The 12,310-nt window shown below is 73.7% G+C and carries 11 protein-coding genes and 1 pseudogene; 7 read left to right on the forward strand and 5 right to left on the reverse strand.

Annotated features, from left to right (window positions below):
• Nucleotides 1-28 precede the first annotated feature (28 nt).
• From ABT288_RS08255 to ABT288_RS08270, 4 genes are all read left to right on the forward strand, one after another.
• Complete coding sequence (locus ABT288_RS08255; RefSeq protein WP_351604028.1) at nt 29-613, forward strand: Rv1733c family protein; 585 nt, start codon at nt 29-31, stop codon at nt 611-613.
• A 105-nt stretch (nt 614-718) separates the two neighbouring features.
• The gene (locus ABT288_RS08260; protein ID WP_351604030.1) at nt 719-1,687 is read left to right on the forward strand and encodes an acetylxylan esterase; all 969 of its coding nucleotides are present in this window, start codon (nt 719-721) and stop codon (nt 1,685-1,687) included.
• A 118-nt stretch (nt 1,688-1,805) separates the two neighbouring features.
• Complete coding sequence (locus tag ABT288_RS08265) at nt 1,806-2,972, forward strand: serine hydrolase domain-containing protein (protein WP_351604032.1); 1,167 nt, start codon at nt 1,806-1,808, stop codon at nt 2,970-2,972.
• Between the two features lie 130 nt (nt 2,973-3,102).
• Nucleotides 3,103-3,846, forward strand: a complete 744-nt coding sequence (locus ABT288_RS08270) for a GntR family transcriptional regulator (RefSeq protein ID WP_351604034.1) — start codon at nt 3,103-3,105, stop codon at nt 3,844-3,846.
• Here ABT288_RS08270 and ABT288_RS08275 read toward each other — a convergent pair.
• A complete protein-coding gene (locus tag ABT288_RS08275) occupies nt 3,816-4,568 on the reverse strand; it encodes a class I SAM-dependent methyltransferase (protein WP_351604036.1) in 753 nt (250 codons plus the stop codon). The two genes, ABT288_RS08270 and ABT288_RS08275, sit on opposite strands and share 31 nt — an antisense overlap.
• A gap of 4 nt (nt 4,569-4,572) precedes the next feature.
• A complete protein-coding gene (locus ABT288_RS08280) occupies nt 4,573-5,136 on the reverse strand; it encodes a PadR family transcriptional regulator (protein ID WP_351604038.1) in 564 nt (187 codons plus the stop codon).
• 86 nt (nt 5,137-5,222) lie between these two features.
• On the opposite strand from ABT288_RS08280, the gene ABT288_RS08285 reads away from it, so the two are divergent.
• Nucleotides 5,223-5,621: a nuclear transport factor 2 family protein gene (locus ABT288_RS08285; RefSeq protein ID WP_228622380.1), complete on the forward strand. Its 399-nt coding sequence runs from the start codon at nt 5,223-5,225 to the stop codon at nt 5,619-5,621.
• An 85-nt stretch (nt 5,622-5,706) separates the two neighbouring features.
• On the opposite strand, the gene ABT288_RS08290 is transcribed toward ABT288_RS08285, so the two are convergent.
• Nucleotides 5,707-6,660, reverse strand: coding sequence for a hypothetical protein (locus ABT288_RS08290; RefSeq protein ID WP_351604040.1), 954 nt, complete (start codon nt 6,658-6,660; stop codon nt 5,707-5,709).
• A 674-nt stretch (nt 6,661-7,334) separates the two neighbouring features.
• Here ABT288_RS08290 and rho point away from each other — a divergent pair.
• A complete protein-coding gene (rho, locus tag ABT288_RS08295) occupies nt 7,335-8,483 on the forward strand; it encodes a transcription termination factor Rho (protein WP_351604042.1) in 1,149 nt (382 codons plus the stop codon).
• Nucleotides 8,484-8,721: 238 nt separating this feature from the next.
• Nucleotides 8,722-9,417: pseudogene (locus tag ABT288_RS08300) on the forward strand (D-alanyl-D-alanine carboxypeptidase family protein); the annotation flags it as partial.
• Nucleotides 9,418-9,476: 59 nt separating this feature from the next.
• On the opposite strand, the gene ABT288_RS08305 reads toward ABT288_RS08300, so the two are convergent.
• Together ABT288_RS08305 and mptB are read right to left on the reverse strand one after the other, a co-directional pair.
• Entirely contained in the window at nt 9,477-10,883 is a 1,407-nt protein-coding gene (locus tag ABT288_RS08305) for a glycosyltransferase family 87 protein (protein ID WP_351604044.1), read from the reverse strand.
• On the reverse strand, nt 10,880-12,283 hold the full coding sequence (gene mptB, locus ABT288_RS08310; RefSeq protein WP_351604046.1) for a polyprenol phosphomannose-dependent alpha 1,6 mannosyltransferase MptB: 1,404 nt from the start codon (nt 12,281-12,283) through the stop codon (nt 10,880-10,882). The genes ABT288_RS08305 and mptB overlap by 4 nt, the downstream gene beginning before the upstream one ends.
• Nucleotides 12,284-12,310: the final 27 nt, after the last annotated feature.

Raw genomic sequence — 12,310 nt, forward strand, 5'->3', positions numbered from 1 at the left:
CCGGCTCCGACGGTGCGAGGAGGTGGACATGCGTACCCGGGTGCGTGGCTGGCGCTGGCAGCGCAATCCGCTGCGGCGCCGCTCGGATGTCGTGGAGGCCTGGACGATGCTGATCGTGGCCGTCCTGCTCTTCGTCGTCACACCGCTGGCGGGCGCGGCCGCGGGCCTGCGCGCGCATGACACGGCCCGTGCCATCGCGGCGGCCCAGCGGGCCGAGCGCCACCGGATCCGCGCGCAGGTGATCGGCGCCCCGCCCGAGCGGCTCTCCACCGAGCAGGGCGGGCGCGCGTACGCGTACCGCGCCCAGGTCCGCTGGACCGAGCCCGGCAAGGGGACCCGTACGGCATGGGCCCGGGTGCCGGCGGGCACTCATACCGGTGACACGGTCTCGGTGTGGTTCGACGAGGGCGGCCGCAGTGTCGCGCCGCCGCCGGACGACGCGGCGGTGTGGCAGCACGCGGTGACCGTCGGCCTGGTCGCGGCGGGCGGTACGGCGGCCGTGGTGCTGCTCGGACACGCCGTGGAGCGCCGGATCGCGCTGCGCCACCGGCTGGCGGAGTGGGAACGGGAGTGGGCGCGGACGGGACCGAGGTGGACCCAGCCGCGGGCGTGAGGGCAGGTGCCCGGCCGCCGGGCGGGGGCAAACGCTTACTGGTCAGGTCTCCGGCACCCACGTACGGTGAGCTGACGCAGTCTCCCTTCGCAAAGGTGGTTGTACATGGCCTTGTTCGACCTGCCCCTGGACGAACTTCGCGAGCACCGCAGCGAGTCCACCGAGCCCGAGGACTTCGACGCCTTCTGGGCCAAGACCCTCGAGGAGGCGCGCGAGCACGAGCTGGACGCCCGCTTCGAGCCGGTGGACACCGGGCTGTCGACGGTCCAGGTGTTCGACGTGACGTTCGCGGGGTTCGGCGGCCACCCGGTCAGGGGCTGGCTCCGGCTGCCGGCCGGCGCGGCCGAACCCCTGCCGCTGATCGTGGAGTTCGTCGGTTACGGCGGCGGGCGCGGGCTGCCGCACGAGAGCCTGCTGTGGGCCTCGACGGGCCGGGCGCACTTCGTGATGGACACCCGCGGTCAGGGCAGCGCCTGGGGCGCCGGGGGCGGCACGGCGGACCCGGTGGGCGCGGCCCCGGCGTACCCCGGCTTCATGACGCGGGGCATCGACGCGCCGGAGAACTACTACTACCGCCGGGTGTACACGGACGCCGTACGCGCCGTCGAGGCGGCCCGCTCGCACCCGCTGACCGACTCGGGCCGGACCGTGGCGCTCGGCGCCAGCCAGGGCGGCGGCCTCACCCTGGCCGTCGGCGGTCTGGTCCCCGACCTGGTCGCGGTGGCGCCGGACGTGCCGTTCCTGTGCGACTTCCCGCGCGCGACGACGCTGACGGACCGGCACCCCTACCGCGAGATCGGCCTGTTCCTCAAGACGCACCGGGGCCGCTCGGCGGAGGTGCTGCGCACGCTGTCCTACTTCGACGGGGCCCACTTCGCGGCCCGCGGCCGGGCCCCGGCCCTCTTCTCGGCGGCGCTGGAGGACCAGACCTGCCCGCCGTCGACCGTGTTCGCCGCGTTCAACGCATGGGCGCACGAGGACAAGGCGATCGAGGTCTACGACTTCAACGACCACGAGGGCGGCGGTCCCTTCCACGAGGCGGAGAAGCTGCGCTGGCTGCGGTCGTACGCCTGAGGCGGCGGGCGGGCGTGAGAGCGTGCCGGACACTTCCCTCCGGTCCGACCAGTCGGTACGTTCGGGGCACCCTGGTCGCGGCGTCGCGGCCCGGGTTTCCGGCGACGACGGAGGTCCCATGTCCGCGCACGAGACACAGGTCCACGGCCACTGCGACGCGCGCTTCGCGGCGGTGCGGGAGGCGTTCGGGGACAACTTCCGGGAGCGGGGCGAACTCGGCGCCGCGGTGACGGTGACCGTCGACGGCACCACCGTGGTGGACCTGTGGGGCGGCTGGGCGGACGCGGCCGGCACCCGGCCGTGGCAGCGGGACACGCTGGTGAACGTGTGGTCGACCACCAAGGGCCCGGTGGCGCTGTGCGCGCATCTGCTCGCCGACCGGGGACTGCTCGACCTCGACGCACCCGTGGCCCTGTACTGGCCGGAGTTCGCGGCGGCCGGCAAGGAGAAGGTGCTCGTACGGCATCTGCTGTCGCACCGCGCCGGGCTGTCCGGGCTGCGCGAACCGCACTCCCTGGCGGACCTGTACGACTGGGAGCTGACGACCGCGCGGCTGGCGGCGACCGAGCCGTGGTGGGAGCCGGGCACCCGCTCCGGCTATCACGCGCTGACGTACGGCCACCTGGTCGGCGAGGTCGTCCGGCGGATCTCGGGGCTGCGGCCGGGGGCCTTCCTGGAGCGGGAGGTGACCGGGCCGCTCGGGATCGACTTCACGGTCGGACTGCCGGCGAAGGAGGCGGGCCGGGCGGCCGAGCTGGTGCGTCCGCCGACCGCCTCCCGCGGTGAACAGGCGGCGGTCTTCAGCCAGTTGGTGCCCGCCGCGCTGGCGGCGCTGGCGAATCCGTTGGTCGGCGCGGCCGAGGCGAACACGCCCGAGTGGCGGGCGGCGGAGATTCCCGCGGCGAACGGGCACGGCACCGCACGCGCGGTCGCCGCACTGTACGGCGTCTTCGCCGGGCGCGGTCGCCACGGCGAGCGGCGCCTTCTGTCGCCGGAGGCGGCGGAGCGGGTGCGCGAGGGCCAGGGAAGCTGCCGCGATCTGGTGCTGGGCGCGGGCTTCGAGCGCGAGACCGAGGCGGGGCTCGGTCTGTGGCTGAGCGGTCCGCAGGGATCGTACGGCCCGAATCCGCGGGCCTTCGGTCATGACGGGTTCGGCGGCTCGTGCGGGCTCGCCGACCCGGAGGCGGGCGTGTCACTGGGGTACGTGATGAACCGCATGGGGCCGCGCATCGCCGACGACCCACGGAAGATGGCGTTGATCGACGCCCTGTACAGCGCCCTGTGACGGCGTGATCGCGCGGGCGGGTTTCGGCCGAACCGGCAGACCGCTCTTCCCTCGTGGTTTAGACCAATGCTAAGTGTGGTCGCGCAACGAGCCCGCACGACTACGTCTTGTCACAACAGGAGGGCGCGGCATGGCCCGCACCACCCCGCACGAACCCGCCCTGAGCGACGACCGGCCCCTGTACGGAAGGATCGCGGCGCTGCTCCTCGACGAACTGCGCGCCGGCACCATCCCGCCGGGCGAACGGCTGCCGGGCGAACGGCACTTGGCCGCCTACTTCCAGGTCAGCCGGGAGACCGTCCGGCAGGCGCTGGAGGTGCTGCGGCGCAGCGGTGCCGTCTCCACCGACCGCCGGGGCAGCCATGCCACGCTGCCCGCCCGGCCGGTCGCGACGCCGGGGACGCCGGCCTTCCCGCTGGGCGCCCGCTCGGCGGACCCGTCCGCGGTCGACCGGGCCACGGTGACCTGGGAGGCGCCGCCGGAGGAGCACGCGCGGGCGCTGGGCCTGGCCCCGCACCGGCCCACGCTGGTGCACCGCTACCGGTCGGCCACGCCGGACGGCCGGTCGCTGCGGACGGCGGTGTCGTCGTTCTCGGCGGTGGCCCTGGCCGAGGTGGCGGAGCTGGCCCGCTACCGGGGCCGGGCCGACGGCACCACTCCCGCGCAGCTGCGGCGGGCCTACGACTGGATGCGCAAGGCGGGCCTGTCCCTGCACCACCGCGATTCCATCACCCAGGTCGACGGCGCCTCCTCGGTGCGGGTGACCCGGCGGGTGCACGACCAGTACGCCCGGCCGCTGGAGATCACGGATCTGGTGGTGGACGCCGAACGGGACGCGCTGGTCTACGAGTTCACGCTGCCCGCGGCCGGCTGAGTCCGCCGGGCCACCACCAGCCGGGCCCGTGGGCTGCCGTCGCCGCGCCGCCCGAACTCGGGCAGGGGGTGCAGCTCGACGCTGAACCCGGCCCGGCCCAGCTCGCCGAGCACGCCACCGAGCCGGAAGGCCCGGTAGTACATGACGAACGGCGGCCGCCACAGCGCGTTGCGCACCCGCATCACCGCGTCGAAACCGAGCAGCAGCCAGAAGCCGGCCTGCGTCGGACGGGGCGGGGCGAGCACCGGGAAGGCGAACCGGCCGCCCGGCCGCAGCACGGAGTGGACCTGGGCGAACAGACCTGGCAGTTCGCGCGGCAGGAAGTGACCGAAGGCCCCGAAGGAGACGACGAGATCGAAGGCGGCCGCGAACGGCAGGGCTCGGGCGTCGCCGCGCACCCAGGCGACCTCGGGCCCGCCGCCGGGCCGCACCCGGTGCCGGGCGACGTCCAGCATGCCCGCGCTGAAGTCGACCCCGGTGACGCTCCGGCGGCACAGCCCGGTGAGCACCTCGGCGCCCGCGCCCGTGCCGCAGCACAGGTCGAGTCCGTCCTCGAACGGGCCGAGCGGGGTGAGCGCCTTCGCCACGGACTCCAGGACGTCGTCGGGCGTCCGGAAAGGCGTGTGGTCGAACTTCGGGGCGAGCAGGTCGTACCCGTGCTCGACGGACGACAGCGCCTGTACGGCGAGTTCACGCAGGCCGGGGCCTTCGGGACCGAACATCCCCTCAGCCTAGGGCCACGCGCTGCGCCAGGACCGCGAGCACCCGCTCGCACCAGCGCAGGTTCTCCTCCTCGAAGCCGATCCCGGCCATGAGGGTGAGGTACGGGCCGACCCGGTCGGCGTCGCGGAGGTACTCGTCCTCGGTCCGGCCGCCGAGGAGGCGGCGCTGCACCCGCCGGTAGCGGTCGAGCTTTCCGCGCGCCCAGCCCATGCGCTCCTCGATCAGCGCGCGGGTGATCTCCGGGTCGCCGCCGTCCATCGCCTGGATCTTGATGAGGAGTTCGTCGCGGATGGCGGTGGGCCGCTTCGGCGGCTCGGCGGCGAAGGCGTCCAGCTCGGCCCGGCCCGCCTCGGTGAGCGTGAACATCCGCTTGTTCGGCCGGCGCTCCTGCTGCACCGTCCGGGCCTGGACCAGTCCGTCCTGCGCCAGCCGTTCCAGCTCCCGGTAGAGCTGCTGCGGGGTGGCGGGCCAGAAGTTCGCGAGCGAGACGTCGAACGACTTCGACAGCTCATAGCCCGAGGCCTCGCCCTCCAGCAGGGCTGCGAGGACGGCGTACTTGAGCGACATATGGACAAGGCTAGCAGCCGTTGATTAATCTCATCCGCACCTATTCAATTAATTGACTAAGCTCATTGACTCTGCGAGGTGATCCGATGCACGCGTTCCGCGCCGCGGTCGAGGCCGGCGACATCGATGCGGTCGAGGCGCTGCTGGCCGAGGACGTCGTCTTCACCAGCCCGGTCGTCTTCAAGCCGTATCCGGGCAAGGCGATCACCGCGGCGATCCTGCGCGCGGTCTCCCAGGTCTTCGAGGACTTCCGGTACGTCCGGGAGATCGGCGACCCGGCCGCGCCCGACCACGCGCTGGTGTTCACCGCCCGGGTGGGCGACCGCGAGCTGACCGGCTGCGACTTCCTCCATGTGAACGAGGACGGCCTGATCGACGAGCTCATGGTCATGGTCCGCCCGCTGTCCGGGGCGCACGCCCTCGCCGAGGCCATGGGTGCGCGGTTCGACGAGATCGTGAAGGAGGCGGAGGCACGGTCGGCGTGAGCACACTCCAGGGCGGCGGCCCCGGAGCCGGCCTCCGCGAACCCGGCGTTCGTCCGTCACGAACGCGCCGGGCAGGACCTGAGGGTCAGCCCTTGAGCTGCCCCAGCGTCGCCTTGGCGTCCTTCTTCAGCCAGTCGTCCACGTCGCCGAGCGCGGGCGGGTTCTTGTCCTGGTCGTACGAGGTGAGGTAGGCGCTGTAGCTCATCGTGTACGTCACCCAGCCGTCGCGGACGGCGAGCGTGGCATAGCGGGAACCGCTGCCGGACGAGCCTCTGGTGGTGTCCTGGCTGACCAGGTAGGCCTCGTCGCCGATGCCGCTGACCGGCGAGACGTCGTAACCGGTGTGGCTGTCACCGTAGTTCTTCCACAGGGCCGTGAACTCGGGCCCGGGATCGGTCTTCTTGTGCAGGTCGAGCTGCATGGACAGAAAGGCGTCGGCATACGAGGAGCCCGTCTTCTTCAGGTCCACGTAGCAGTAACCCTCGTCCAATGCCGCGTTCTTGAGGGAGCTCTTGGTCGGCGAGGAGCCGTCCTGGGGGTACTCGTCCTTGAAGGAGGAGTAGTCGGCGCTGGAGCAGAGGTTGGCGGGCGCCGAGTAGCCACGCAGATCCGCGCTGTCGCCCTTGCCGCCGATGAGGAGGACACCGCCCGCCCAGGCGGCGGAGGCGACGACCGCACCTACCGCGGCCCACAGCAGCGCCTTGCCCGCCCCGCCGCCACCGGACGGAGGGACGGGCGGCATCGCACCCCCGAACTGAGCGGCCTGGGCATAGGGGTTCCCCGGCTGCGGCTGACCCGGCTGACCGAACTGGCCCGGCTGTCCCGGCTGACCGAACTGGCCCGGCTGTTCCAGCTGTTGCTGGTCGGTGGGCCGGCCGACCAGCGTGGGCTGGGCGTAGAAGTTGCCCGGCGGCGGCGACTGCGGGTTCGGGTAGGGGTAGGCCGTCGGCTGCGGCGGGACGGCCGGCGCCTGCGCGGGCTGCTGGGGCTGCGGAGCCGGCCGGCCGGCCGGCTGCGGGGGCTGCGGTGGCGTGGACATGTCTTGAACATAGTCTCAGGTTGACGGTCAAGTCCCCCGACGTCCGGGATCGTTATGGTCTGGGGACATCTGATGCGGTTCCATGACCTGACGGACCTGCGCGGAGGGCCAGGGGGACGGTTCCGGCCCCCCCATGTCCACGGCGGCTCGCACCGACGGGCTGGGCGCGGGGTCATGCCGGGGGCCATGGCGTTGACCCGGATGCGATGCGGGGCGCCGGCCGCGCGCAGGCGCTTTCCTGCTCATCACCACCGCGGGCGCGATCAGGTACGCAGTGGCTCAACTTCCCGCTCACGGACTGCAGTTGAGCGCTTCGGCGTTATGGAAGCGCGCCCCGCCAGGGACCGCGGTCGCCGGACGAGCCGTGCGGCCCGGGCGGGAATGGACGCGGGCGGCGTCATGTTGACCGAAGCGAGCGCACGGGTATAGTGCGATCAGCGCGTGTGCGTGTCCCGTCGTACGGACACCGATGCCGCTGTTCTCTCCATCAGCCCCTCGGCCGAGGCTTCCGACCGGCCCGGGCTTCTTCTCTGCACCACCTCGTGACCAGGGCGTTTCCGCCGTACCCGAGGTGCCGTTCCCGCCGCCCGGAGGCAGCTGTCCAGCCTCCCGTTCGCGGCCTCTCCCCCCCCTTCCCACCTCTGCTTCGTTCCGTCCGCGAAAGGACACCCACCATGACCACCACACTCGAACACCCTCCCGTGGCCCGGCAGGCCCCGGCCCCCCGGCTCGTCACCGGCGTCCTCGACATCGACACGCAGGGCAAGGGGCACCTGAGGGGCCCGAGCCTCCTGCCCGCCCCCGCCGACCCGCAGCTCTCCCCGGCCCTGATCCGGCGCCACGGGCTGCGCAAGGGCGACCTCGTCGAAGGCGTACGGGGTGACCGGCGCGCCCTGACCGAGGTCACCCGCGTCGACGGACACGCCCCGGCGGACCTCCGCGGCCGGCGCCACTTCCGCGACCTCACCCCGCTCCACCCGCACGAGCGCATCCGCCTCGAACACCCCGCGTCCGGAGTCGCCGGGCGCGTCACCGATCTGTTCGCGCCGCTCGGCAAGGGCCAGCGCGGACTGATCGTGGCCCCGCCGAAGAGCGGCAAGACGGTGCTGCTCCAGCAGCTGGCCGCCGCCGTGGCCGGCAACCACCCCGAGTCCCGGCTGATCGTCCTGCTGCTGGACGAGCGTCCCGAGGAGGTCACCGAGATGGGCCGTTCGGTGCGCGGCGAGGTGTACGCCTCCACCTTCGACCGGACGCCCAAGGAGCACATCGCTCTGGCCGAGCTGGTCGTCGAGCGGGCCAAGCGCCTGGTGGAGGCCGGCGAGGACGTCGTGATCCTGCTGGACTCGCTGACCCGGCTGTGCCGGGCGCACAACAACGCCTCCGCCGCCGGCGGCCGCACCCTGAGCGGCGGTGTCGACGCGGGCGCGCTGATCGGCCCCAAGCGGTTCTTCGGCGCCGCCCGCCAGGCCGAGGAGGGCGGCTCCCTGACGATCCTCGCCACCGTCCTGGTGGACACCGGCTCCCGCGCCGACGGCTACTACTTCGAGGAGCTGAAGAGCACGGGCAACATGGAGCTGCGCCTGGACCGGGAGGCCGCCGCCCGGCGTCTCTTCCCCGCCGTGGACCTCGACGCCACCGGCACCCGCCGCGAGGAACTGCTCCTGACTCCGGCCGAGTTGACGGCCGTACACGGTCTGCGCCGCGTCCTGCGCTCCCGCGAGGGCGGGCCGTCCGGTCTGGAGACCCTCCTGGAGCGGCTGCGCGCCACCCCCGACAACGCCGCGTTCCTGCGGCAGATCCGGCCCACCCTGCCCGCCGGCTGAGCCCGCCCGGAGGCGGCCGGGTGCGGCTTACGGGTTGCTCGCGTGGGCCGAACGGCCCTTCCAACGCGAGGGATGGCCAACTCGTTCGTACGTTGATCACATGATCAGCGGACTTTCTCATCGGGTGGCCGTTTCGGCCTGTTCCCTGTGCGTGGCGGGCGTGCTGGCACTCACCCCGGCCACCGCCTCCGCCGCTCCCCGTGCCGGGCAACCCGCCCCGCCCGGGCCCGGGGCGGCGATGCCCGGGCCGAACCAGCTCTACCGCTCCGGCACCCTGGTCCGGCCGCACCCGGACGCGCCCGAGCTGCCGGACGTGTCGGCGCTGTCCTGGGTGGTGGCCGACGCCGGCAGCGGGGCGGTGCTGGCGGCGAGCGACGCGCACCGCAAGCTGCCGCCCGCGAGCACCCTGAAGACCCTGTTCGCCCTCACCGTGCTGCCCGCCCTGCCCGCCGGGATGCGGCACACCGTGCGCAACGCGGAGCTGGCGGACATCGGCCAGGGCAGCAGCCTGGTCGGCGTCAAGGAGGGACTCACCTACCGGGTGGCCGACCTGTGGCGCGGGGTCTTCCTCAACTCCGGCAACGACGCCGTGCATGTCCTCGCCTCGCTGAACGGCGGCTGGGAGGCCACGGCCGCCCAGATGCAGGTCAAGGCGCGCTCGCTCGGCGCCATGGACACCCATGTCGTCTCCCCCGACGGCTACGACGCCGAAGGCCAGGTGTCCTCCGCCTACGACCTGGCGGTCTTCGGCCGGGAGGGCCTGCGCAATCCCGACTTCGCCCGGTACTGCTCCACCGCCGAGGCGTACTTCCCCGGTGACGGCTCGACGTACGGCATCAGGAACACCAACCGGCTGCTGACCGGCGCGAACGGCGTGAGCAAGTACCCCGGGCTGATCGGCATCAAGAACGGCTACACCACCAAAGCGGGCAACACCCTGGTGGCCGCGGCCCGCCATGGCGGCCGCACGCTGGTGGTGACCGTGATGAACCCTCAGGTGGGCGGCGGGTTGGCGGTGTACCAGGAGGCGCGCGAGCTGCTCGACTGGGGCTTCGCGGCGGCCGGCCGGGTGGACCCGGTCGGCTCGCTGGACGGGCTGCGCGTCAGGCCGCGGCCCGCGGTGCCGGCCAAACCGGTGGCCGCGGCCACGTCGCAGGCACCGGACGACGGCTCGGGCTGGCCGGGCCCCGCCGTCCTCGCGGGGCTCTCGGGACTCGTCGCCGGCACCGCGGTCGTGGCGCTGCGCGGCGCCGTGGTGGTGGTGCTGCGGGCCCGGGGCAGGCGCACCCCGCGCGACTGACCCGTCGGCAGGCCGAGCAGCAGGCCCAGCGTGATCCAGGTGTAGGTGTTGCTGCCGAGGAAGCCGCCGATGCCGGAGGCGTCGTCGAACCACAGCCAGACCACGCTCGTGCACAGCACCGCGTACAGGGCGCCCGCGATCCGCGGGTGCCCGGCGCGCAGCAGCACGGCGAACGACGGCAGCAGCCACACCAGGTGGTGCACCCAGGTGATGGGGCTGACCAGGCAGGCCGCCGCCCCGGTCAGCGCGAAGGCCGCCGTCCAGTCACCGGCCCGCACCGCCTGACGGGCCCGCCAGGCCCAGACGCACAGGGTGAGCAGGACCGCCGTCGCCCACAGCGGGCGGCCCGGCTCGCCGAGGCGGGCCAGCACACCCTGGAGCGACTGGTTCGACACATAGCCGAGCCGGCCGACCCGGCCGGTGTCCCAGAGCGCCTCGGTCCAGTAGAACCGGGACGCCGGGGGGTCCGCCCAGGCGGCCAGCGCGGTCGCCGCGGCGGCCACGGCCGTCGCGACGCCGGCCGCCCGGCGCCTACCGGCGAGCAGCAGCAGGCCGATGAACAGGGCGGGGGTGAGCTTCACGGCGGCGGCGAGCCCGATCCCGGCGCCCGCCCAGCGCTCCCGGCCGGTCGCCAGCAGCAGGCAGTCCCCCAGGACGAGGGCGAGCAGCACCAGGTTCACCTGGCCGAAGCTGAAGGTGTCCCGCAGCGGCTCGAACAGCGCGAGCAGGCACAGGCACAGCGACCAGCGGTACCAGCCGTGCCGCCGCCAGTCGGGGCCGGCCAGGATCCGCAGGATCACCGCCAGCGCGGCCAGGTTGACCAGCAGGGACGCCGCGATCGCCGACGTACGGTCCAGCAGCGCCAGCGGCAGCATGGCGACCGCGGCGAACGGCGGATAGGTGAAGCCGTACGAGGTGCCCGGCACCTGGTAGTCGTAGATCCGTCCGCCGTGGTGCGCCCAGGTGTGCACGGTGCCGTAGTAGACACGCAGGTCGAAGAAGTCACGCAGCAGGGGCACGGTCGCCGTGAAGACGGTGACCGCGGCGCCGAGGACGAGGACCAGGAGCAGACGGCCCCTGGTCGTACGCGGCCCCCTCACGCCATGCGTCCCGGGGCCGGGGCCTGAGCCGCCTGGTGGGCCTGCCACAGCACGACGACGCCGAGGACCCCGCCGGAGACGGCGAGCACGAGTTGCCCGAGGTCGGCCGGGCCACCGCTCGGCAGCACGGCGAGGGCGAGGACGCCGGCCAGGGCCGCGACCCGGTGCCGTACCGAGGTGCTGGGCGCGGCGGCGGCGATGAGGAACAGGCCCCACAGCACGTACCAGGGGCGGATGGCCGGGCCGAACACGGCGACCGTCAGCAGGCTGAGCCCGAGCGCGTACACCGGCCTGACGCGCAGTCGGAGCCATATCAGCGCTACTGCGACGGCGGTGGCGGCGAGGCCCAGCAGATGCCAGGCCGGCACGGCCAGCGGGGCCAGGCTGCTGCCGAGGTGCTCCAGCAGGGCACCGGTGGCGCGGCCGAGCAGGCTGGTCAGGGCCCAGTTGTGGGGGGAGACCGGGGTGGCCAGGGCGCCGATCCAGCCGTACCCGGTGCCGGCGACGGCCGTGGCGGCGACCGTCGTCACGGCGGAGGCGGCCGCCGCGGTCAGTACGGCCGGCAGCGGGCGGCGGCCGGAGCGGGCCTGGAGGGCCACGACCGCCAGCAGGCCGAGCGCGGCCGGCGCTTTGACCAGGGCGGCCAGGGTCACGAGGACGGCTCCGAGGACACCGTCGGCCGGGCGGTCACCCCGCGCTGCGACCAGGCCGAGCCCCAGCAGACCGAGCATCAGGGCGTCGTTGTGGGCGCCCGCGACCAGGTGCAGCAGGACGAGCGGGTTGAGGGCGCCGAGCCAGAGGGCGGCGGCCGGGTCGGCGCCGCTGTGCCGGGCGAGGCGGGGCAGTGCCACCGCCATCAGGGCCACGCCGAGCAGGGCGACCAGGCGCATGCCGAGCAGGCCTTCGGGCAGTTGGCCGCGGGTCAGTCCGGACAGCGCGGAGGCCAGGGCCAGGAAGGCGGGGCCGTAGGGGGCGCCGGTGTGCTGCCACATCGGGGCCACCTCGTCGGCGAGCGGGCCGCCGAGCTGGGCCGGGCCGTGGGCGTAGACGTCGATGTGGGCGTCGACCATGGCGCCCTGCGCGAGATAGCTGTAGACGTCCCGGCTGAACAGCGGCGGTGCGAGCAGCAGCGGTGCCGTCCACACGGCGAGCACCAGCAGCAGGGCGCGCGGGGTGGGCGGCTGGGGGCCGCGCACCAGGCGGCCGAGGAGCACCCAGGCCGCTATCAGCAGGACGACGCCGAAGTACACGCCGACCAGGCCGAGCGCGGCCTGCGCCGAGGCGGGCGCCAGGAGATCCTGCACGGGCAGGGCACCGGCCGTCTCACCGCCCAGTGCGAGAAAGGCGGTGCCGGCCAGCCCGAGCACCTGGCAGCGGCGGAGATCGACGGGGAATGCCATGGCCAACACTGCTTCAGCGTGTCAACG

Origin of the sequence: Streptomyces sp. NPDC001093 (assembly GCF_040298985.1) — a bacterium.
GTDB lineage: Bacteria > Actinomycetota > Actinomycetes > Streptomycetales > Streptomycetaceae > Streptomyces.

What these genes read in the sequence shown, in the direction of transcription:
- ABT288_RS08285 (WP_228622380.1), top strand. Translation starts at nt 5,223, where the DNA reads ATGCACGCGTTCCGCGCCGCGGTCGAGGCCGGCGACATCGATGCGGTC.
- ABT288_RS08260 (WP_351604030.1), top strand. Translation starts at nt 719, where the DNA reads ATGGCCTTGTTCGACCTGCCCCTGGACGAACTTCGCGAGCACCGCAGC.
- mptB (WP_351604046.1), bottom strand. Translation starts at nt 12,283, where the DNA reads ATGGCATTCCCCGTCGATCTCCGCCGCTGCCAGGTGCTCGGGCTGGCC.
- ABT288_RS08290 (WP_351604040.1), bottom strand. Translation starts at nt 6,660, where the DNA reads ATGTCCACGCCACCGCAGCCCCCGCAGCCGGCCGGCCGGCCGGCTCCG.
- ABT288_RS08265 (WP_351604032.1), top strand. Translation starts at nt 1,806, where the DNA reads ATGTCCGCGCACGAGACACAGGTCCACGGCCACTGCGACGCGCGCTTC.
- ABT288_RS08270 (WP_351604034.1), top strand. Translation starts at nt 3,103, where the DNA reads ATGGCCCGCACCACCCCGCACGAACCCGCCCTGAGCGACGACCGGCCC.
- rho (WP_351604042.1), top strand. Translation starts at nt 7,335, where the DNA reads ATGACCACCACACTCGAACACCCTCCCGTGGCCCGGCAGGCCCCGGCC.
- ABT288_RS08275 (WP_351604036.1), bottom strand. Translation starts at nt 4,568, where the DNA reads ATGTTCGGTCCCGAAGGCCCCGGCCTGCGTGAACTCGCCGTACAGGCG.
- ABT288_RS08255 (WP_351604028.1), top strand. Translation starts at nt 29, where the DNA reads ATGCGTACCCGGGTGCGTGGCTGGCGCTGGCAGCGCAATCCGCTGCGG.
- ABT288_RS08280 (WP_351604038.1), bottom strand. Translation starts at nt 5,136, where the DNA reads ATGTCGCTCAAGTACGCCGTCCTCGCAGCCCTGCTGGAGGGCGAGGCC.